This window comes from Rhodococcus sp. T2V (genome assembly GCF_029269925.1).
Lineage (GTDB): Bacteria > Actinomycetota > Actinomycetes > Mycobacteriales > Mycobacteriaceae > Rhodococcus_F > Rhodococcus_F koreensis.
The window spans coordinates 452,051-471,525 of record NZ_JARJBD010000001.1 but is presented as its reverse complement, the minus strand read 5'-3'; the positions used below and the strand labels follow the sequence as shown (position 1 = coordinate 471,525).

General features: G+C 69.2%; 20 protein-coding genes. 6 read left to right on the top strand and 14 right to left on the bottom strand.

Annotated elements, in window-relative coordinates; genetic code table 11:
• The first annotated feature begins 16 nt into the window (after positions 1-16).
• Positions 17-1,555, top strand: coding sequence for an FAD-dependent oxidoreductase (locus P3H15_RS02085; RefSeq protein ID WP_276135732.1), 1,539 nt, complete (start codon positions 17-19; stop codon positions 1,553-1,555).
• On the opposite strand, the gene hsaA is transcribed toward P3H15_RS02085, so the two are convergent.
• Positions 1,556-2,722: a 3-hydroxy-9,10-secoandrosta-1,3,5(10)-triene-9,17-dione monooxygenase oxygenase subunit gene (gene hsaA, locus P3H15_RS02080; RefSeq protein ID WP_276135731.1), complete on the bottom strand. Its 1,167-nt coding sequence runs from the start codon at positions 2,720-2,722 to the stop codon at positions 1,556-1,558. It abuts the gene before it with no gap.
• A 166-nt stretch (positions 2,723-2,888) separates the two neighbouring features.
• On the opposite strand from hsaA, the gene P3H15_RS02075 reads away from it, so the two are divergent.
• Genes P3H15_RS02075 through P3H15_RS02065 form a run of 3 tightly spaced genes read left to right on the top strand, consistent with a single transcriptional unit; the run spans position 2,889 to position 5,099 of the window.
• Positions 2,889-4,052, top strand: coding sequence for a Rieske 2Fe-2S domain-containing protein (locus P3H15_RS02075; protein ID WP_276135730.1), 1,164 nt, complete (start codon positions 2,889-2,891; stop codon positions 4,050-4,052).
• A complete protein-coding gene (locus P3H15_RS02070) occupies positions 4,030-4,284 on the top strand; it encodes a hypothetical protein (RefSeq protein WP_276135729.1) in 255 nt (84 codons plus the stop codon). Before P3H15_RS02075 ends, P3H15_RS02070 begins: the two co-directional genes overlap by 23 nt.
• A 23-nt stretch (positions 4,285-4,307) precedes the next feature.
• On the top strand, positions 4,308-5,099 hold the full coding sequence (locus P3H15_RS02065; RefSeq protein ID WP_276135728.1) for an SDR family oxidoreductase: 792 nt from the start codon (positions 4,308-4,310) through the stop codon (positions 5,097-5,099).
• Between the two features lie 11 nt (positions 5,100-5,110).
• Here the strand turns inward: P3H15_RS02065 and P3H15_RS02060 are convergent, their stop codons facing one another.
• Positions 5,111-5,896, bottom strand: coding sequence for an SDR family NAD(P)-dependent oxidoreductase (locus P3H15_RS02060; protein ID WP_276135727.1), 786 nt, complete (start codon positions 5,894-5,896; stop codon positions 5,111-5,113).
• Positions 5,897-6,127: 231 nt separating this feature from the next.
• Here P3H15_RS02060 and P3H15_RS02055 point away from each other — a divergent pair, with 231 nt between their 5' ends.
• Both P3H15_RS02055 and P3H15_RS02050 read left to right on the top strand, forming a co-directional pair.
• A complete protein-coding gene (locus P3H15_RS02055; protein ID WP_276135726.1) occupies positions 6,128-6,943 on the top strand; it encodes an alpha/beta fold hydrolase in 816 nt (271 codons plus the stop codon).
• A 70-nt stretch (positions 6,944-7,013) separates the two neighbouring features.
• Positions 7,014-8,249, top strand: coding sequence for a low temperature requirement protein A (locus P3H15_RS02050; RefSeq protein ID WP_276135766.1), 1,236 nt, complete (start codon positions 7,014-7,016; stop codon positions 8,247-8,249).
• Here the strand turns inward: P3H15_RS02050 and P3H15_RS02045 are convergent.
• From P3H15_RS02045 to P3H15_RS01990, 12 genes are all read right to left on the bottom strand, one after another.
• The gene (locus tag P3H15_RS02045) at positions 8,246-9,082 is read right to left on the bottom strand and encodes a DUF427 domain-containing protein (protein ID WP_276135725.1); all 837 of its coding nucleotides are present in this window, start codon (positions 9,080-9,082) and stop codon (positions 8,246-8,248) included. The two genes, P3H15_RS02050 and P3H15_RS02045, sit on opposite strands and share 4 nt — an antisense overlap.
• A gap of 19 nt (positions 9,083-9,101) precedes the next feature.
• A complete protein-coding gene (locus tag P3H15_RS02040) occupies positions 9,102-9,701 on the bottom strand; it encodes a hypothetical protein (RefSeq protein WP_276135724.1) in 600 nt (199 codons plus the stop codon).
• A complete protein-coding gene (locus tag P3H15_RS02035; RefSeq protein WP_276135723.1) occupies positions 9,701-10,078 on the bottom strand; it encodes a PEP-utilizing enzyme in 378 nt (125 codons plus the stop codon). Before P3H15_RS02035 ends, P3H15_RS02040 begins: the two co-directional genes overlap by 1 nt.
• Positions 10,079-10,081: 3 nt before the next feature.
• A complete protein-coding gene (locus P3H15_RS02030; protein ID WP_276135722.1) occupies positions 10,082-10,468 on the bottom strand; it encodes a hypothetical protein in 387 nt (128 codons plus the stop codon).
• Between the two features lie 78 nt (positions 10,469-10,546).
• A complete protein-coding gene (locus P3H15_RS02025) occupies positions 10,547-11,698 on the bottom strand; it encodes a S9 family peptidase (RefSeq protein WP_276135721.1) in 1,152 nt (383 codons plus the stop codon).
• Positions 11,695-12,606, bottom strand: a complete 912-nt coding sequence (gene bphC / locus P3H15_RS02020; RefSeq protein WP_276135720.1) for a biphenyl-2,3-diol 1,2-dioxygenase — start codon at positions 12,604-12,606, stop codon at positions 11,695-11,697. Before bphC ends, P3H15_RS02025 begins: the two co-directional genes overlap by 4 nt.
• An 87-nt stretch (positions 12,607-12,693) precedes the next feature.
• Entirely contained in the window at positions 12,694-13,872 is a 1,179-nt protein-coding gene (locus P3H15_RS02015; RefSeq protein WP_276135719.1) for an acyl-CoA dehydrogenase family protein, read from the bottom strand.
• 40 nt (positions 13,873-13,912) lie between these two features.
• Entirely contained in the window at positions 13,913-14,971 is a 1,059-nt protein-coding gene (dmpG, locus tag P3H15_RS02010) for a 4-hydroxy-2-oxovalerate aldolase (RefSeq protein WP_276135718.1), read from the bottom strand.
• A gap of 38 nt (positions 14,972-15,009) precedes the next feature.
• Positions 15,010-15,915 (bottom strand): acetaldehyde dehydrogenase (acetylating), encoded by a 906-nt coding sequence (locus tag P3H15_RS02005; protein ID WP_276135765.1) that lies wholly within the window; start codon positions 15,913-15,915, stop codon positions 15,010-15,012.
• A gap of 7 nt (positions 15,916-15,922) precedes the next feature.
• Positions 15,923-16,708, bottom strand: coding sequence for a 2-keto-4-pentenoate hydratase (locus P3H15_RS02000; protein ID WP_276135717.1), 786 nt, complete (start codon positions 16,706-16,708; stop codon positions 15,923-15,925).
• The gene (locus tag P3H15_RS01995; RefSeq protein WP_276135716.1) at positions 16,708-18,420 is read right to left on the bottom strand and encodes an FAD-binding protein; all 1,713 of its coding nucleotides are present in this window, start codon (positions 18,418-18,420) and stop codon (positions 16,708-16,710) included. Before P3H15_RS01995 ends, P3H15_RS02000 begins: the two co-directional genes overlap by 1 nt.
• The gene (locus tag P3H15_RS01990) at positions 18,417-19,292 is read right to left on the bottom strand and encodes an alpha/beta fold hydrolase (RefSeq protein WP_276135715.1); all 876 of its coding nucleotides are present in this window, start codon (positions 19,290-19,292) and stop codon (positions 18,417-18,419) included. The genes P3H15_RS01995 and P3H15_RS01990 overlap by 4 nt, the downstream gene beginning before the upstream one ends.
• Between the last annotated feature and the right edge of the window lie 183 nt (positions 19,293-19,475).

The window sequence follows — 19,475 nt, the reverse complement described above, 5'->3', positions numbered from 1 at the left end:
AACGGAGGAAACGACGATGCAGGACTGGACAACCGAGTGCGACGTGCTGGTGGTCGGTTCGGGGGGCGGCGCCCTGACCGGCGCGTACACGGCCGCTTCGCAGGGTTTGCGCACCCTCGTCCTCGAGAAGACCCCACTGTTCGGCGGCACGTCCGCGTACTCGGGTGCCGCGGTGTGGCTGCCGGGCACCGCCGTGCAGGAGCGCGCCGGGATCGGCGACTCGACGGACAAGGCGCGCACGTACTTGCGCGCGGTGGTGGGAGACGAGGAGATCGACCGCCAGGAGGCGTACGTCAGCACCGCCCCCGAGGTCGTCGAACTTCTCGAACGCGATCCCCACATCGAGTTCGAGTGGCGCGCATTCCCCGACTACTACAAGGCACCCGGCCGCATGGACTACGGTCGCGCGATCAACCCGCTCGACCTGCCGGGCGACGAGGTCGGGGAACTTCGTGAGGTCATCCGGCCGGAGGCCGACGTCGACCGGGCAGGCGAACCGCATCCCGAGGGAACGCTGAACGGGGGCCGTGCCCTGATCGGCCGCCTCCTCATGGCCCTGTACGGCACCGGGCACGCGGAACTGCGCACCGAGACCGCGGCCCGCGCGCTGATCGTCGAGGACGGCCGGGTGGTCGGCGCCCTGGCGACGGACGCGGCCGGCGAGACGATCCGCATCCGGGCGACCCGCGGCGTACTGCTCGCGGCGGGCGGCATCGAGGGCAGCGCGGCCCTGCGCACCGAGAACGGAACGCCCGGCCGGGCCGAGTGGAGCATGGGCCCGCGCGGCGCCAACACCGGCGACCTCCTGCAGGCGGCGGTGGAGGTCGGCGCGGACACCGCGCTGCTCGACGAGGCGTGGTGGTGCCCCGGCGTCGAACTTCCGGACGGTTCGGGCGCTTTCATGGTGGGTGTGCGCGGCGGAATTCTGGTCGACACGTCCGGAGAGCGGTACCTCAACGAGTCGCTGCCGTACGACCAGTTCGGCCGCGCGATGATCGAACACGGCAGCGCCGGGTCCTACCTCGTCTTCGACTCGAAGGAGGGCGGGCCCGTGTTGCCCGCCATCTCCATTCCGCAGATCTCCGCCGAGAAGCACCACGCGGCGGGAACCTGGGTGTCGGCCGACACGATCGAGGAACTCGCGGAGAAGATCGGCGTCCCCGCGGACGCTCTGCGCCGCACCGTCGAACAGTTCAACGACTTCGCCAAGCACGGCGTCGACGAGGCGTTCCACCGGGGGGAGGATCCGTACGACAACTTCTTCTGCCCGCCCGGCACGGGTGCGGACGCCCCGCCCAACCCGGCGCTGAGCCCCGTGTCGCAGGGCCCGTTCCACGCGGCCCGCATCGTGCTCAGCGACCTCGGCACCAAGGGCGGCGTCCGGACCGACGCCGACGCCCGCGTCCTGCGCGCCGACGGCACCCCCATCGACGGACTGTATGCGGCGGGCAACACCAGCGCATCGCTCAGCGGCCGGTTCTACCCGGGCCCCGGCGTGCCGCTCGGCACCGCAATGGTGTTCTCCTACCGGGCAGTTCAGCACATGCGGAGCTGACTACACGAGGTTGTCCTCCACCGGGAGCCCGAACGCACCCCTGCCGAACAGGGCGAGGGCGCGTTCGGGCTCGTTGGCCACGTGCGCGCTGCCCGCGTGGGCGTCGCGCCACGACCGTTCGATCGCGTTGCCGCGGAACAGCGAACTCCCGCCGGCGGTCTTGAACAGCAGATCGATCGCCTCGAGGGCGCGCTCGGTGGCGCGGACCTGATCGCGGCGCACCCGCAGGCGCAGACCCATGGGGAGTTCCTCACCGGCCTCGGCCAACTCCCACAGTTCCCGCACGTTGCGATCCATCTGCAGGATTGCGGCATCGATCTCGGACGCCGCCCGGGCGACCGCGACCTGGGTGAACTGGTCGTCGACGAATCTGCCGCCACCGAGGCTGAGCCGCACCCGTTCCCGCATGACCGTCAGATAGCGCTCGTAACATCCCGCGACGATCCCGACCCCGGGCGCCGCGACGGCGGTGGTGAAGAGCGTGGCGAACGGCAGCCGGTACAGGGGTCCCCGGTTCACCTTCTGCCCGGGTCCGCGCAGTTGCGCCGTCTCGTAGTTCCGCTTGATCCGGTAGTCGGGAACGAACACGTCCCGGGCGCTGATCTCGTTGCTCGCGGTGCCGCGCATCCCCACCACGTCCCACACGTCGTGGATGCGGTAGTCCGACCGCGGCACCAGCGCGGTCATGAAATCGACCGGGCGACCCTCGGTTCCGACGACCATCGCGCCGAGCAGCGCCCACGACGCGTGCTCGCAGCCCGAGGAGAAGCCCCAGTCCCCCGTCAACCGGTATCCGCCCTCGACCGGGACCAGCCGCCCGACGGGTGCGTAGGCGGACGACACGAGCACCGAATCATCGTGGCCCCACACGTCGCGTTGCGCCCGGTCGTCGAACAGGGCCAGGTGCCACGGGTGCACACCGAGCACGGACGCCAGCCAGCCCGTCGAGCCGCACACACCCGACACGGCGCGCACCACCTCGTAGAAGTGCACCGGATTGCTCTCGGTGCCGCCGTACCGCCGGGGCTGCAGCATCTTGAACAATCCGGTGTCGCCGAGTTCACGGATCACCTGCTCGGACACCCGCCGCGACTCGTCGACCTTGTCCGCGCACTCCGCGATCGTGGGCAGCAGCGCGCGGACCGATCTGAGGACCTCGTTCGTCATCTGTCGGAGGGTAGGGCGATCGCACCCGCGCGTGGATATGCGTCTCGCTCAACGGGAAACGCCGCCGTCCGCGCGGTCCCGTCCAGTGGGACCACGCGATGCGGGCCGTCGACGCTCACTTAGCGTGCAGGGCACCGCACAAGCCCAGGAGAGGACGGGACGCATCGTGACCACCCAGCAGTCCGAGACAGTCGAGGTACGCGAGATCGACGCCGGCGCAGCGCCCACCCGATTCGCCCGTGGATGGCACTGCATCGGATTGTCCGAGGCATTCCGGGACGGCAAGCCGCACTCCGTCGAGGCGTTCGGCACCAAACTCGTCGTCTTCGCCGACAGTGCCGGCGATCTCGCCGTGCTCGACGGCTACTGCCGGCACATGGGCGGCGATCTGAGCCAGGGCACCGTCAAGGGCGACGAGGTGGCGTGCCCGTTCCACGACTGGCGGTGGGGAAGCAACGGCCGGTGCAAGAAGATTCCGTACGCGCGTCGGGTGCCGCCGCTCGCGCGGACCCGGTCGTGGCACGCGCTCGACCAGGACGGGATGCTGTTCGTGTGGAACGATCCGGAAGGCAATCCGCCGCCCGTCGACGTCACGATTCCCCGCATCGACGGCGCCCTCGACGACGAGTGGACGGACTGGGTCTGGTACCGCACCACCGTCGACACGAACTGCCGCGAGGTGGTCGACAACATCGTCGACATGGCGCACTTCTTCTACGTGCACTTCTCGTTCCCCACCTACTTCAAGAACGTCTTCGAGGGCCACGTCGCCAGCCAGTTCATGCGTGGGCAGGCCCGTGAGGACATGCGCCCGCACGCGTCGGGTCAGCCGAAGATGATCGGAAGCCGCTCGGACGCCACCTATTTCGGACCGTCGTTCATGGTCGACGACCTGACGTACCAGTACGAAACGCACGACGTCGACTCCGTGCTGATCAACTGCCACTACCCCGTCAGCGCCGACAAGTTCGTGCTGCAGTACGGCATCATCGTCAAGAAGTCCAGGGAACTCGACAGCGACGCGGCCACCGAGATGGCGAAGAATTTCGGCACGTTCATCGCGAAGGGCTTCGAGCAGGACATCGAGATCTGGAAGAACAAGACGCGCATCGAGAATCCGCTGCTGTGCGAGGAGGACGGCCCGGTCTACCAGCTGCGGCGGTGGTACGAGCAGTTCTACGTCGACGCCGACGCGGTGACCCCGCAGATGACCGAGCGGTTCGAGTTCGAACTCGACACCACCCGGCCCGTGGAATCGTGGAAGCGGGAAGTGGAAGAGAACCTCGCACGAAAGGCGCGCGAAGCCGATGCAGCCGCTGCAGTGCACTGAGTGCGGCGCGCGGGTCCTGGTCCAGAAGAACAGCTGGGAGCACACATCCATTCAGTGGGACGACCCGGCCCGCTCCCGGTGCCGTGAGATCGGCGGCTCCGGACCGGGACGCCCCGGCGCTCCCCGGGAAGGGTGCGCGGCGCTGACCGCGTCGATCACCCGGGCCGCGCAGGCGGGTGCCGTGCCGGTGCGCGATCCCGACCCCGTACCGACTCCCGTCGTCGTCCACTGACACCATTCCCGAAGGGACACATCATGATCGACATCGATCACTACGGGCCGTGGGCCGTGATCGCGGGCGGCTCCGAGGGTGTGGGCGCGAGCTTCGCCGAGGAACTCGGCCGAGCGGGGATCAACCTCGTGCTGATCGCCCGCAAGCCCGGGCCACTCGAGGAGACCGCCGCCAAGGTCCGCGCGCACGGCGTCCTGGTGCGCACCCTCGCGCTCGATCTCCTCGACTCGGACGCGCTCGACCGGATCCGCACGGCCACCGACGACGTCGAGGTCGGGCTGCTGATCTTCAACGCCGGAGCCAACAGCTACGGGCACGAGTTCGTCAGCGGAGACCTCGCCGGCTTCCAGCGCGTCATCGACCTGAACATCACCTGTCAACTGCACCTGTCGCAGCACTTCGGCGCGAGGATGAAGCACCGCGGCCGGGGCGGGATCGTGCTGGTCGGTTCGCTGGCCGGCTATCTGGGGTCGGAAGACCAGAGCATCTACGCCGCATCGAAGGCGTTCGGCCGGATCTTCGCGGAAAGCCTCTGGCTCGAACTGGCGCCGTTCGGGGTTCACGTGGTCGAACTGGTTCTCGGCGTCACCCGCACCCCGGCGATGGTCCGGGCAGGCCTGAACTTCGATCTGCCGGGGATGAAGGTCGCCGAGCCGGAAGACGTTGCCCGGGAGGGGCTCGCGCACCTGGCCGACGGCCCGGTCTGGGTGGCGGGCGGCAACTACGACGCGGCGCAGAAGCGCAGCGGGTTCCCCCGCGACGCACTCGTGCGCGGCGCGGCCGAGGGCATGCGGAAACTTCTGGGCCGCCGGTAGTCCGCGGGCGGTCAGAGGGTGGTGACGAGTCCACCGTCGATCACGAAATCGGATCCCGTCACGTTGCCCGCCCGATCGCTCGCGAGGAACACGACGAGATCCGCCACCTCGTCCGGGCGGGTGAACCGGCCCGTGACCGCCTGTTTCGCGACATTCTCCGCCACCGCCTCCGCTTCGCCGCCCGCCGCGCGCGCCACCGTGGCGGCCACCCCGTCTTCACCGAGCCACAGAGCGGTCGACACCGGACCGGGGCTGACGGTGTTCACCCGAATTCCCAACGGTCCCACCTCTTTCGACAGAGCCTTCGAGAAGTTGGTGAGCGCGGCCTTGGACGCGCAGTAGTCGATGACGGTGGGATCGGGCAGGAAACTGTTGACCGAACTCGTGGTCACGATGCTCCCCCGGCCCGCGGCGATCATCGTGGGCAGCGCGGCCCGGATCGTCCGCACCGCCGACATCAGGTTGAGATTCATCGTCGTGATCCAGTCTTCGTCGGTCACGTCGAGGAACCCGGTCAATCTCGGGTGGGCGGCGCCGACGTTGTTGACGACGACGCCGAGACTCCCCCGGGCAGCGGCGGCGGCAACGAGTTCGCCCGGGCCGGTGGGGGTCGACAGGTCGACGCTCACCGCCTCCACGTTTCCACCGCGGACGAGTTCTTCCAGTTCCGGGCCGGGCGAACGCGCCCCCGCCACCACGAAGGCACCTTCCGCGGCCAGTGCCCGGGTGATGGCGAGCCCGATGCCCTTGCTGGCTCCGGTGACCACGGCGACGGTGCCGCGCAATGCGAGATCCACGGGGTTCCTCCTGACGACGGCGGAGCGTGCACGGACGAGCGGAATGTCCCCCTCCGCTCACGCTAGCCGAAATGATGCCGACCGCGCTGCGGGCGAGTAACCTCAGCGACGAAGGGCCAGGCCACGGCGTCGTCCGTCGTACGACACTGCTTCTCGTCGCACGACTGCTCCTGGCGCACAGTCCCCTTCGCCCCTGACCACTGTGTTCCGCCCTGACCCGGGAGACGAGTGATGCGACTTCTTCGACTTCGAACCGCCGTCGCCGCGTGCGCGATCGCCGCGGCCGGCACGCTCACCGTCGGGGCCGGACCCGCCCTCGCCCAGGATCTGCCGACGGTGGTGCTGGTCCACGGCGCGTTCGCCGACACGACCAGCTGGGACGCGGTGGCCGCGGACCTGCGTGGTCGCGGGTACGAAGTCGTCGTCCCGGACAACCCGCTGCGCGGCCCGGCGTACGACTCCGCCGCCATCGAGAAGGTGCTCGCGGACATCCCGGGACCGGTGGTGCTCGTCGGTCACTCGTACGGCGGCGCCGTCATCACCAATGTGCACTCGCCGAACGTCGAGGCGCTCGTCTACGTGGCGGCATTCGCCCCGGCGCAGGGCGAGCCGGTGATGCTGAACCTCGACCCGATCCGCTTCCCCGGCAGCCAGCTGCTGCCGCCGGTGCTGCAGGTGAAGGTCGTCGAGAACGATCCCACCGGGATCGCGGGCAGGAACCTCGACGGCTACATCAACCCGGCCGACTTCCATCGCGTGTTCGCGCCGGACGTGTCCGACGCGACGGCCGCCGACATGCTCGCGCACCAGCGGTCGGCCGCCCTGGTGGCGAACCTCGAACCCAGCGGTGCGCCGTCGTGGGCGTCGACTCCCAGCTGGGCGATGGTCGCTCAGAACGATCTGGTGATTCCGGCGGCGTCCGAGCGGTTCATGGCCACCCGAGCGGGGGCGCAGATCACGGAGATTCCCGCGTCGCACGCCGTCCTGGTATCCCAGCCCGTCGCTGTCGCCGACCTCGTGGTGCAGGCGGACCAGGCGACGCCGTAACGGCACAGCCGTGAACGCGCCCGAAGAATCGGCATCGAACGGCAGGAGCCTCGCCCACCGCGTCCAGAAGATGGTCGGACGCGATCCGGACGAGGAACACCGTGTGGCAACGCCGTTGGAGCTGCTGTTCGACCTGACGTTCGTCGTAGCGTTCGGTGTCGCGGGCAATCAGTTCGCCCACCTTCTCGCCGAAGGACACGTCGGGGCCGGGCTGGCGGGTTTCTCGTTCGCAATGTTCGCGATCATCTGGGCGTGGATCAACTTCTCCTGGTTCGCTTCGGCCTACGACACCGACGACTGGATCTACCGCGTCACCACCATGATCCAGATGATCGGCGTCGTCGTCCTGGCGCTCGGCATGCCGCAGATGTTCGCGTCCATCGACCGCGGAGTCGAACTCGACAATTCCGTGATGGTGTCCGGGTACATCGTCACGCGGGTCGCCATGGTGTTCCAGTGGTTGCGCGCCGCCAGACACGACCCCGACCACCGCTCGGCGTCGCTGACGTACGCCACGGCGCTCGTTTTCGCACAGATCGGCTGGGTCGCGTTGCTGATCGCACCCCTCACCGTCGAATACGCGTTCGGCCTCGGCGCCGTCCTCATCCTCGTCGAGATGACCAGCCCCGTCATCGCCGAACGGTACAAGGGCGGAACACCCTGGCACGCACACCACATCGTCGAGCGTCACGGCCTGCTCGTGATCATCACGCTCGGCGAGGGTGTGATCGGCACGGTGGCCTCACTGTCCGCCGTCGTCGAACACCAGGGGTGGTCGCTCGATGCGATACTCGTCGCCGTCGCGGGCATCGGACTCACGTTCGGATTGTGGTGGGTGTACTACACCCTGCCCTCGGCCGAGGTGCTCGCGGTGCATCGCCGCCGCTCGTTCGTCTGGGGGTACAGCCACATCGTGGTCTTCGCCGCGCTGGCCGCCGTGGGGGCCGGATTGCACGTGGCGGCGTACTACATCGAACACGCCTCCCACATCGGCGCGACGGCGACGGTGGTCTCCGTCGCCGCCCCCGTCGCGATCTACCTCGTGGCCGTGTACCTGCTGTACACATATCTGCTGCGGGTTCCCGACCCGTTCCACGTCCTGCTCCTCGTCCTGACCGCGGCGACGATTGCGCTCGCCCTCGTGCTGGCGGCGCAGGGCGTGTCGATGGCGTGGTGCCTGATCGTGGTGATGCTGGCACCGGTCGTCACCGTCGTCGGATACGAGTTGCTCGGGCACGCTCACGAGGCCCGGGCACTCGAGATCGCACTCGGGCGTGCCGATCCCGGCGCCCGCGAGGAGTACTAGGACCAGGGCGTCGCCGGCCGCGGCCGGGCCACACCGTCGACGACCAGATCGAGCCGCTCGTCGAAGAACGCCACGAGTCCCCGGACTTCCGACGCGTCGACGAGGGGCTCGTCGTATCGCCACGCGATGTCGTGGAGCACTCCGCCGGCGGTGACCGCGGACCGGTAGGCGGCCTTGCCCTTGTAGGCGCAGTACGTCGTCGTCGCACTCGGGTGCAGTTCCGCGACGACGTCGTCGGGCGGCGGGTAGTAGCGCACCGGAAGCAGTGTTTCGAACAGCATTTTCGCCCGCCGAGTGTCGGCGAGGAGGGTGTCGCCCAGCATCACCCGGATGTGGCGGGACGTGCGGCGGACGTCGATACGCTGGAACGGGTCGTGCGGATGCCCGACGATCTCGTCGTCCTCCTCCAGCCAGCGGTCGAAGCCGCCGAAGTCGAGAAGCACGTATCCGGACAGTTCGTCGTCGCCGGGCATGAACCCCTGGGCGGCGCCTGCGTCGGCGGTGCGAATCGCGACGGGCTCGCCGTCCGTACTGTGCACCGAGAACGGTATCCGCGGATCGAGCACCGACATCGTCGTCACGTCCGGCAGGGCGAAGCCGACGTCGCCCTCGGCCTGCACCGAACCCGGTGGCTCCGGCGACAACTCCGCGTCGATGTCCTCCGCCGGCACCGCGTAGGTGGGAACGACGCGCCGCGGTTCCCAGACGAGGACCGCACGGTCACTGTCGACCACCGTGGTTCCGTTCAGCTCGGCACGGATCCGCTTCGCCGTCGGCTCGTAGCGAAGCTCGCGTAGCTGATGTCCGACGGTGTCGCGCAGTCGCAGGCCCATGAGTTCGAGACTAGGCCTCTTACCGGGCCAGGCCGAGGGACGCGATGAGGTCCTCGTGGAACTCGAACCAGACGCGGTGGCAGGAGTCGCGGTCGGTCGCGGTGATCCAGGCCGGATCCGTGCTCGACCGCTCGACGGCGCCGGCGAACCGCTGCTGGTAGCCGGCGAATCGGTCCGTGCCCGCGACCAGGCGCGCCTCGAAATCGGCCAGGGCCCGGGCCGCGGACGCCAGGCGGGTGGTGGTCTCGTCGAGGGTCGCGGTGACCTCGCCGATACCCAGCTCGGCCAGCTGCCAGGCGGTGCACGCGTCCGCGACGGCGACGTTGTGCGGCAGGAACTCCCGGTGGACCTGCACCACCACGGTCCGACTCCCGCGCCGGTCGAGGTCGGCGGCGAGCAGTCTTTCGCCGTGCGCCTTCCCGGGATCGGTCAGGGACCAGCCGCTGTCCTCGGCGAAGGTGGTACGGGTGACCCACCCACGGGCCTGGGCATCGAGCAGGTGCTCGACGGTCGTCTCGACAGGCAGGTCGAAACGGGCGGCGATGCGCGCGGTCCCGGCGTAGCCCAGGATCCGCACGGCGTGCAACACCAGAATGTCCGTCGGTGTGCGGTGCGGCATCAGATCCTCCCGGCGTTCGGAACAGCGACGTGCCCGTGCGTGCCGTCCACGCGGACCAGCAGGCCGTCGGTCAGGGTGGTCATGGCCATCGGCGCGGCCAGGACGGCGGGGATGCCGAACTCGCGGGCCACGATCGCGGCGTGCGCCAGCACCCCGCCGGTCTCGGTGACCACCGCACAGGCGCATGCCAGCAGCGGGGTCCAGGCCGGCGACGTCGTACGGCAGACCAGGACGTCACCCGGGCGGAAGCGCGCGAAGTCGTCCAGGCCGACGATGATCCGCGCAGGGCCGACGGCGGTTCCCGGGCTGGCTGCGACGCCCGTCAGCAGGGTGTCACCGTATCGCTCCGACTCCTCCGGCAGGGGGACGATCGGCACCGCTCAGGCCTCCGCGTCGCGGTCGCCGGCCCTGGCAAGGACCCGGTTCAGGCGCTGCTGGGCGGCCTGAGCCGAACCCAGGCCGAGCGCCTCCGCGATCTGCGGCCAGGTCAGGCCACTGCTGCGGGCGGCGAACAGCAGACCGGCCTCGATCTGGTCGAGCTCGACCCGCGCCGAAGACAGCAGCCGCAGCCCGGCCGCGAGAACCGCCGGGTCCGTGCCCTGCGCATCCCGGCACACCCACGCAGCGAATCTGACGAGGTCGGTGTCCGACCGTGGCTGCCCGGAATGCTCCCAGGGACGCCGCCCGAGCCGCGCAGCACCGGCCTCGTTCAGCGTCGTCCGGGCCGAATCCAGCGCGGCCGCGTGTGTCTGGTCGTCGGTGGTCACCCGACCACTTCACGCCATCAACAGTCTGTTGTCAACAGACTGTTGATGGTCGTGCCGTCCGAGGAGGTCCCGGCGCCCTCAGCGGGCGAGGATCCCGGCGACGAAATCCTGCGCGTCCTGCTGCGACGCCCCGATCGTCCCGCGATGGTCCGCGCCCTCGTACGTCCGATACGTGAGTTCGTTCCCGTTGTCCTGCAACGTCTTCACCATCAGATCCGTCGACGGTTTGCTCACCACCAGGTCACCGGAACTCTGCGCGACCAGCGTCGGGACCTGCACGTGAACCCTCGACGGCTCCTGGCGGCCCAGGTACTCCGTCAGCGGCCCCAGGTCTGCGTCGGGGCGGAAGACCTGACCCGCGGGCACGGGCGGCACCTTCCGGATGTCGTCGATGCACCCGGTCCGCGCCGCCGTCAGCAGCGGTTGCGCCTGCTCCGTCAACAGCGCCGCCGGGTCGATCGCGGGATCGGCGGCCTGCGCGCCGAGGAGGATCAGCGGGAGGAACGCCTCGGCCGCTTCGATACCCGGCACACCCGAGCGGAAGTACTGCGGCGTCTGGTCGAGTCCGCTGCCCGGGGCGATCGCCACCGCACCGCCGAGATGCAGTTCCGGGGCGCGCTCCCCTGCCTGCGCGGCGGTGAACAGCGCCGCCTGCCCACCCTGGCTGTGCCCGATCACGAACCACGTCGAGCCGACCGCCGGATCCACGTCGCGGGCGGCACGAACGATGTCCACGACGGCGTTCGCCTCCGTGTCACCGTTGATGTACGGATGGATTCCCGGCGTCCCCAGACCCTGATAGTCCGTGCTCACCACCGCGTACCCCTTCGCCACCCAGTCGTCGAGGGACGCATTCACCCCGGAGAGATAGCTGTGGGCGGGGCCGCCCGCGAAATCCGCGGACGGGGCGCAGGCGTCCGCGACGCCCGTGGTGCCGTGCGCCCAGCTGATCACCGGATACCCGCCGTCGGGCGCCGGCGTGCGGGGAATCGCCACGGTGCCCGACACCACGACGGGGTCGCCGTTGCCGTCCTGCGACGCGTAGGTGATCACCTCGTTCCGCCCGGCGCTCGGCAATGCCAGACCGTCGTCGACGGCGCGGGACGAGAGTAGCTGGCCCGGCCGAGGCGACGTGTCGGTAACCGTCTCGGATGCCGCACTGGAACAGGCACTTCCGCCGAGAAAGACGAGTGTGGCCACCGCGCCGATCCGGGCGCGCGAGACCGTCATGAGAACGCCGCCAGCGGCTCGGAACCCGACCAGTCGTGGCCCCAGTAACTGTCCGCGGTGATCTCCTCGGCGGTGTAGTGCGTCTCGTCGACGAGCATGCCCTCCGTGCCGAATTCGAGATCCCAGCCGCCGGGGGCGCGCACGTAGAACGACACCATGCGGTCGTTGGTGTGACGGCCGAGAGTTGACGAGATGGAGAAGCCGAGCTTGCCGAGCCGGTCGAGTGCCTGGCCGACGGCGTCGAGGGAGTCGACCTCCGTCATCAGGTGCACCATCCCGGGTTCGCCGCTGTGCGGCGCGGGGCACAACGCGAGGCTGTGATGGCGCTGGTTGACGCCCATGAACCGCACGCGGCGGGCCGGTCCCGGGGCGTCGGCCGGTCCGAGCCGGATCGCGCCGCGGGGCAGGAACCCGAGCACCTCGGTGTAGAACGTGTAGGTCTCCTCGAACGCCGGCGTCGGGAGGACCACGTGGCCCAGCCCCTGTGCACCGGTGACGAAGCGGCCCCCGTGCGGGGTGACGACGGGACTGTGGTCGAGCACCGGCCCGAAGAACACCTCCACCCGGGTGCCGGACGGATCGTCGAACGCGATCACCTGCTCGGCGTCGCGGTAGCGCGACTCCTCCTCGGACAGGACGTCGACGGTGACGCCCGACTTCTCCACCTGCTCCCGCACCCGCTGGAGGGCGAACTGGTCGCGCACCTCCCACCCCACGGCGAGCGCCTTGTCCGTGTCGCCGGGCAGGACGATCAGCCGCGACCGTCGCTCGTCGACGCGCAGGTACAGGCCGCCGGGCTCGGGGCCCGACCCCTCGGCCATGCCCAGCCCGTCCACCACCAGCTCCCGCCAGCGTGGCACGTCCTTCGTCTGGATCCGCAGGTAGCCGAGCCCTCGGATGTCGGTCATGTGAAGTCCTTTCCTGGAGGCGGCTCCGCCGCCCGTGCGTGGTTGACGAGTCCCTGGACTCCTTAACCACTCACGGGCGCGAAGCGCCTAGATCATCGAGCGGTGGATGCCCTGGGGTTCGCCGCCGAGCTGGGTGAGGGCCGACGAGTGGAAGATCGAGCCCGGCACGTGGATGGCGTGGGACAGGCCGGCGTGGGCGTCCCGCCAGAAACGCTGCATGGGCGTCTTCAGTTGGAGCGCACCGCCGCCGGAGCGCGCGAAGATCTCGTCGACGGCGCGCACCGCCCGCCAGGCGGCGGCCGTCTGGGTGCGCCGACCGATGGAGCGGAGCTCGAACGAGATGTCCTGCCCCTTCTCGGTCATGTCCCAGAACCGGTCGACCGTCTCCAGGATCGCTGCGCGGGACGCCGCGATCTCGGCGGCCGCCTCGCCGATCGCGAACAGCACGTAGGGGTCGTCCTTGATCGGGGTCCCGGAGACGGTGACGCGTTCGCGTTGCGCGTTCAGGTGGCAGGCCAGCGCGCCCTCGGCGATGCCGATGAGCGACGACGTGATGCCGAGCGGGAAGATGCACGAGAACGGGAAGTTGTAGAGCGTCTGGGTGCGGCCGAACTCCTTCGGCGCGGATCCGTCGAAGACCTTGTCGGCCTGCAGCGTCCGGTGCTGCGGGATGAATGCGTCCTCGACGATCAGGTCCTTGGATCCGGTGCCGCGCAGCCCGACGACGTTCCAGCTGTCCTGGTCGATGTCGTAGTCCGTGCGTGGCAGCAGCACGTGCAGGATCTTGGGTGGCATCACCCGGTTGCCGTCCCGGTCGCCGACCGCGGCGCCGATCATGACCCACCCGCAGTGGTCGGTGCCCGAGGAGAACGACCACCGTCCGTTGAGGACGTAGCCGCCGTCGACGGGCACGGCCACCCCCATCGGGGCGTACGGCGACGCCATCCACATGTCGGAGTCCTCGCCCCACACCTCGTCCTGGGCCTTGCGGTCGAAGAACGCCAGCTCCCACGGGTGGACGCCGACGATGCCGCTGACCCAGCCTGCGGCTCCGTCGATGGCGCCGATGCCCATCGCGGTCTCCGCGAACTCGCGCGGATGCGATTCGTAGCCGCCGTATTCCTTGGGTTGCAGCATCCGCATCACCCCGGAGTCGCGCAACCGTTTCGCGGACGTGTCCGACAGGCGCATCAGCTTGTCGCCCTCGGCGCCTTCCGCGCGGATCTCGTCCGCGTACTGTTCGATCCTGTCAAGAACCTGGCCCATGATGATCTCGGCTTTCTGGTGTCGGTACCCGGCGGAACGCCTAGGCGGACTTCTTCTCGGCGACTGCAGGTTCCGCGGACTGCCGGTCCGCGAGACCGAGGGCGATTTCGATCAGCTGGTCCTCCTGACCGCCGACCAGCTTGCGCTTGCCGGCCTCGATGAGGATTTCTGCACCGGACACGCCGTACCGTCGGGCGTGGGAGTCGGCGTGCTTGAGGAAGCTGGAGTACACGCCCGCGTAGCCCATGGTCAGCGACAGCCGGTCGAGCAGGCAGTCGCCGTCCATGATCGGCCGGACGACGTCCTCGGCGGCGTCGATGATCTTCAGAGTGTCGATGCCGGTGCGGATTCCGAGTTTCTCGGTGACGGCGGCGAACGCCTCGACCGGGGTGTTGCCCGCGCCGGCGCCGAAGCGCCGGGTGGAGCCGTCGATCTGCAGGGCGCCGGCCTCGACGGCGAGCACGGAGTTGGCGACTCCGAGGCCGAGGTTCTCGTGGCCGTGGAAACCGACCTGCGCGTCGTCGCCGAGTTCGGTCACCAGGGCGGACACGCGGTCGCTGACGGCGTTCAGGATCAGCGCTCCGGCCGAGTCCACCACGTAGACGCACTGGCAGCCGGCATCCGCCATGATCCGCGCCTGCTGCGCGAGAACCTCCGGCGGCCGGCTGTGCGACATCATCAGGAACCCGACCGTCTCCAGTCCGAGTTCGCGGGCGAGCCCGAAGTGCTGCACGGAGATGTCGGCTTCGGTGCAGTGCGTGGCGATGCGGCAGATGCTCGCGCCGTTGTCCGCGGCCTCCCGGATGTCGGACTGGACACCCAGTCCGGGGAGCATGAGGAACGCGATCTTCGCGTGTTCCGCCGTCTCCACCGCGGCCTTGATCAGTTCCTGTTCCGGGGTGTGGCTGAAGCCGTAGTTGAAGGAGGAACCGCCGAGTCCGTCGCCGTGGGTGACCTCGATGACCGGGACGCCGGCGGCGTCGAGCGCCCCGACGATGGAGCGGACGTGGTCGACGGTGAACTGGTGTCGCTTGGCGTGGGAGCCGTCGCGCAGCGACGAGTCCGTCACCCGGATGTCGAGATCGGCACTGTAAGGCATCGGTATTCCTTCGAAGAGTGAATGTGGGGCGGACGCGCTCAGACGCTTGCGCCGAGGATCTGCGTCGCGAAGCTCTCGCCGACCTTGGTGGCGGCGGCGGTCATGATGTCGAGGTTGCCGGAATAGGGCGGCAGGAAGTCGCCGGCGCCTTCGACCTCGAGGAAGATGCCGACGCGGGCGAGTCCTCCGCTGATCGGCGTCGGGTCGTCGAATTGCGGTTCGGCGCGCAGACGGTAGCCGGGGACGTACGCCTGCACGGACGCCGCGACGTCGTGGATGGACGCGGTGATGGCACCGCGGTCGGCGTCGGCGGGAATGGAGCAGAACACGGTGTCCTTCATGAACATCGGCGGTTCGGCCGGGTTCAGGATGATGATCGCCTTGCCCTTCTTCGCCCCGCCGATCGTCTCGATGCCCCGACTCGTGGTGATCGTGAACTCGTCGATGTTCGCGCGGGTGCCGGGTCCCGCCGAGGGCGAGGCCACGCTGGCGACGATCTCGGCGTACGCGACCTCGGTGATCCGGGAGACGGCGTGGACCATCGGGATGGTCGCCTGGCCGCCGCACGTGATGAGGTTGACGTTCGGTGCGGTGCGGTGCTCGCCCATGTTCACGGCGGGCACGACCGCGGGTCCGAGCGCGGCGGGGGTGAGGTCGACGGCCTGGATGCCGAGTTCCCGGTAGCGGGGCGCGTTCGCCCGGTGCACGTAGGCCGAGGTGGCCTCGAAGACGATGTCGGGGCGCTCGTCCTGGGCGAGCAGCCAGTCGACGCCCTCGGCGCTGGCGATCACACCCCGGTCGGCGGCGCGCTTCAGTCCCTCGCTGTCGGGGTCGACGCCGATCATCCAGCGGGGCTCGATGATCTCCGAGCGGAGGAGTTTGTACATCAGGTCGGTGCCGATGTTGCCGGATCCGACGATCGCGGCGAGAGCCTTGGTCACAATTGTCGCCTTACTTGAATTCTACTGATACGGAACCGATGTCACTGAAGTCGGCGCGGAACACGTCGCCGGGGCGGGCGTCGATCGCGCGGGTGCAGGAGCCTGGCAGGATCACGTGCCCGGCCTCGAGCCGCACCCCGAAGCTCGCGACCTTCCGCGCCAGCCAGGCCACGGCCTTCGTGGGATTGCCGAGCACCGCCGACGCTTCGCCCCGCGCGATCTCCTTCTCACCTTGGAAGAGCACCGCGGAGATCCCGCCGATGTCGACATTCGCCGGTTCCACCCGTCCGGCGCCGAGGATCACTCCGGCCGAGGACGCGTTGTCGGCGATCGTGTCGGCGAGCCCGATCTTCCAGTCCGTGATGCGGGAGTCGATCAATTCGATACTGGGAACGATGTATTCGGTGGCCGCGAGCACGTCCGCCTCGGTGCACCCCTCCCCCGGCAGAGTCTCGCCGAGGACGTATCCGATCTCCACCTCGATGCGCGGGTAGCAGAACTGCGCGGTGTCGATCGGCGTCCCCTCGGCGTACACCATGCTCGACAGCAGATGTCCGTAGTCGGGTTCGTCGACGCCCATCATCTTCTGCATGACCTCGGAGGACAGTCCGACCTTGTGGCCGTACACCGTCTCCCCCGCGGCCAGCCGTGCCCGGATGTTCAGCAGCGCGATCTCGTAGGCGTCGACGACGTCGATGCCCGGGAACACGGTGGTCAGCGGATCGATGGGTGCGCGGTTCCGTTCGGCGTTCCGCAGGAGGTGGGCGGCGGACAGTCGTTGTGCGTCGCTCAGCATCACGCCACCTCCCCCGCACGTGAGTGCTGTCGTGTGTTCCGGGACTCTTTGCCACTCACGTGGGCGACGTGCTGCGCGGCGATGTAGCCGAACACCATGGCGGGGCCGATGGTCGCGCCCGCGCCTGCGTATTCGTTGCCCATCACCGACGCCGACGTGTTGCCGGTGGCGTACAGGCCGTCGATGACGGTCCCGTCCTCGCGGAGCACCCGCGCGTCGGCGTCGGTGACGAGTCCGCCCTTGGTGCCCAGGTCGCCTGCCTCGCAGCGGATCGCGTAGAACGGGCCCTGCGTGATCTCGTCGAGGCACGGGTTCTTCATCGTCGGGTCGCCGTAGTACCGGTCGTACGCGCTGTCGCCGCGGCCGAAGTCCTCGTCGGTGCCGGTGCGGGCGAAGCCGTTGAACCGGTCGACGGTGGCGACGAGGGCGTCGGCCTTGACGCCGATCTTCTCGGCGAGGTCGCGCAGCGTGTCGGCCTTGTGCACGACACCGGAGTCGTAGAATCCCTGCGGGAACGGCACACCCGGCAGCACCTGCGCGAACGGGTACCGCGACTTCGCCTTGTTGTCCATGACGAACCACGCCGGGACGTGGCCGCCGTCGAGTTGGTCGTGCACGAAGTTCACGTACGGCGAGGACTCGTTGGTGAAGCGTTCGCCGCGTCCGTTCACGATGACGGACGGCGGAATGCACCGCTCCGACACGAGCGGGATCACGGCACCCATCGGGTGCAGCACCGACGGCATCCACCAGGCGTCGTCCATCAGGTCGACTGCCGCGCCGAGCTTCTGGCCGGCGACGATGCCGTCGCCGGTGTTCTCCCGGGCGCCGGCGCTGACGTCCGGAACGCCGTGCCGGGGCAGGTACTTGGTCCGCATGTCCTGGTTGTGGTCGAACCCGCCGGTCGCGAGCAGCACGCCGCGGCGGGCGCCGATCCGGACCGTCTGTCCGCCGCGCTCGGCGAGCACACCCACGACCGCTCCGGTGTCATCGACGATCAGTTCCGTCATCGACGTCGTCAGCCACAGCGGCACCCCGGCGTCCTTGAGGACCATCCGCATCCGTGCCACCAGTGCGCGTCCGCCGGTCGCCATGTGGCGTCGCCGGATCACGTTGGACGCCACCCGCCACGCCGCCACCAGCGACGCCTTGCGGCCCTTCCACGTGCGCTTGACCATGGCGAGGTCGTGGTAGTCCTTGGACGTGACCCACAGGCCCAGCGGACCCTTCATGCTGTTGGGGCGCTGGAACTGCTCGTCCTCCTTCAGCGCTCGGGTGTCGAACGGTGTGCATTCGATGGTGCGCCCGAGCGGCCGCCCGCCCTCGTATTCCGGGTGGTAGTCGGAGTAGCCCTTCACCCAGTACAGCTTCATGTGCGGGCTGCGGTCGAGGAGTTCCATCAGCTCGGGACCCTTGTCGACGAACGCGTCGAGGCGGTCGGCGGCGACAGTGCCCTCGGTGATGATGTCGAGGTAGCGGCGGATCGACTCGCGGGAGTCGACGACACCCTTCGCGCGCAGCGTCGGGGCGTTGGGTATCCAGATGCCGCCGCCGGAGATGGCCGTGGATCCGCCGAACGTCGCGCCCTTGTCGATGACGAGGGTGTCGATCCCGCGGTGGGCCGCGGCGATCGCCGCGGCCATGCCGCCGCCACCGCTGCCGACGACGAGGAAATCGACTGTGGTGTCGAAGGTTTCTGCGGTGCCGCTCATCGTCCGCTGCCGTCCTTGCGGAGCAGGAAGGCGAGGACGGCGCTCTCGAACGCCGTCTTCTGCTCGATCATCGCCCAGTGCCCGCAGTTCGGGAACACGTGCAGTTCCGCCCGCGGGATCGACCGCATCGGGATGATCGCCATGTCCAGCGGGCTGACCCGGTCGTCGCGGCCCCAGGTGAGCAGCGTCGGCGCCGTCACCTTGTGCAGCTGAGCCCAGTACGGGGTGGCGTCGGACGCGAGTGCGGCCTTGGCGCCGGCCTCGAACGCGGCCTTGCTGTACATCTTGCGGGCGCTGGCGAGGGTCTCGGGGTCGGTGGCCTGCGTCCAGCGTTCCTCGATCAGTTCCTCGGTGACCATGGCGGGGTCGAACACCATCGAGTGCAGCCACGCGATCAGTCGTTCCCGGGTGGGGTCGTCCGTGAACTCCATCAGGAGGTTGATGCCCTCACCGGGGCCGGGGCTGAAGAGGTTCCTGCCGATGCCGCCGATGGTGATCAACTTGGCGACCCGGTCGGGGTGTGCGATCGCGAACTGGGTGGCGACGATACCGCCCATCGAGTTTCCGAGCATCGCCACCTCGTCGAGTCCGAGACCGTCGAGGAAGCGGAGCACCGCGTCGCCCGCGGTGAGCATCGGGTGGCCGCCGAAATCGTCGCTGACCCCGAATCCCGGGAACTCCAGGATGAAGGTGCGGAAGTGCTCGGCGAAGACGTCGAGGTTGCCGCGGAAGTTGCGCCACCCCGTCACGCCGGGGCCGGAACCGTGCAGCAGCAGGAGAGGCGGACCGTCGCCGGCCTCGTGATAGCGAAGCACGCCGAGGTCGGTCGTCAGCTCCTTCAGGGTGCCCTCGTAACTCGAGTCAGTCGTCATGGTCGATCACGTTGCCAGCGTGCTCCCGGCTCGGACAGGAGCGATCCCGGTCAGCGAGACACCCGCCCCGCCCTGGCACCGCTCGGCCGGGGACTTCCACTGACCGAGACGGCATCTCGTGACACTTCGGGGGCGTCCCTAGCCTCGGGGTCGATCGCCGAATCGGTCGGCGACGGAAGAGCA

What these genes read in the sequence shown, in the direction of transcription:
- P3H15_RS02070 (WP_276135729.1), top strand. Translation starts at nt 4,030, where the DNA reads ATGCAGCCGCTGCAGTGCACTGAGTGCGGCGCGCGGGTCCTGGTCCAG.
- P3H15_RS02000 (WP_276135717.1), bottom strand. Translation starts at nt 16,708, where the DNA reads ATGCTGAGCGACGCACAACGACTGTCCGCCGCCCACCTCCTGCGGAAC.
- hsaA (WP_276135731.1), bottom strand. Translation starts at nt 2,722, where the DNA reads ATGACGAACGAGGTCCTCAGATCGGTCCGCGCGCTGCTGCCCACGATC.
- P3H15_RS02050 (WP_276135766.1), top strand. Translation starts at nt 7,014, where the DNA reads ATGGTCGGACGCGATCCGGACGAGGAACACCGTGTGGCAACGCCGTTG.
- P3H15_RS02085 (WP_276135732.1), top strand. Translation starts at nt 17, where the DNA reads ATGCAGGACTGGACAACCGAGTGCGACGTGCTGGTGGTCGGTTCGGGG.
- bphC (WP_276135720.1), bottom strand. Translation starts at nt 12,606, where the DNA reads ATGACCGACATCCGAGGGCTCGGCTACCTGCGGATCCAGACGAAGGAC.
- P3H15_RS02040 (WP_276135724.1), bottom strand. Translation starts at nt 9,701, where the DNA reads ATGCCGCACCGCACACCGACGGACATTCTGGTGTTGCACGCCGTGCGG.
- P3H15_RS02015 (WP_276135719.1), bottom strand. Translation starts at nt 13,872, where the DNA reads ATGGGCCAGGTTCTTGACAGGATCGAACAGTACGCGGACGAGATCCGC.
- P3H15_RS01990 (WP_276135715.1), bottom strand. Translation starts at nt 19,292, where the DNA reads ATGACGACTGACTCGAGTTACGAGGGCACCCTGAAGGAGCTGACGACC.
- P3H15_RS02055 (WP_276135726.1), top strand. Translation starts at nt 6,128, where the DNA reads ATGCGACTTCTTCGACTTCGAACCGCCGTCGCCGCGTGCGCGATCGCC.
- P3H15_RS01995 (WP_276135716.1), bottom strand. Translation starts at nt 18,420, where the DNA reads ATGAGCGGCACCGCAGAAACCTTCGACACCACAGTCGATTTCCTCGTC.
- dmpG (WP_276135718.1), bottom strand. Translation starts at nt 14,971, where the DNA reads ATGCCTTACAGTGCCGATCTCGACATCCGGGTGACGGACTCGTCGCTG.
- P3H15_RS02025 (WP_276135721.1), bottom strand. Translation starts at nt 11,698, where the DNA reads ATGACGGTCTCGCGCGCCCGGATCGGCGCGGTGGCCACACTCGTCTTT.
- P3H15_RS02065 (WP_276135728.1), top strand. Translation starts at nt 4,308, where the DNA reads ATGATCGACATCGATCACTACGGGCCGTGGGCCGTGATCGCGGGCGGC.
- P3H15_RS02045 (WP_276135725.1), bottom strand. Translation starts at nt 9,082, where the DNA reads ATGGGCCTGCGACTGCGCGACACCGTCGGACATCAGCTACGCGAGCTT.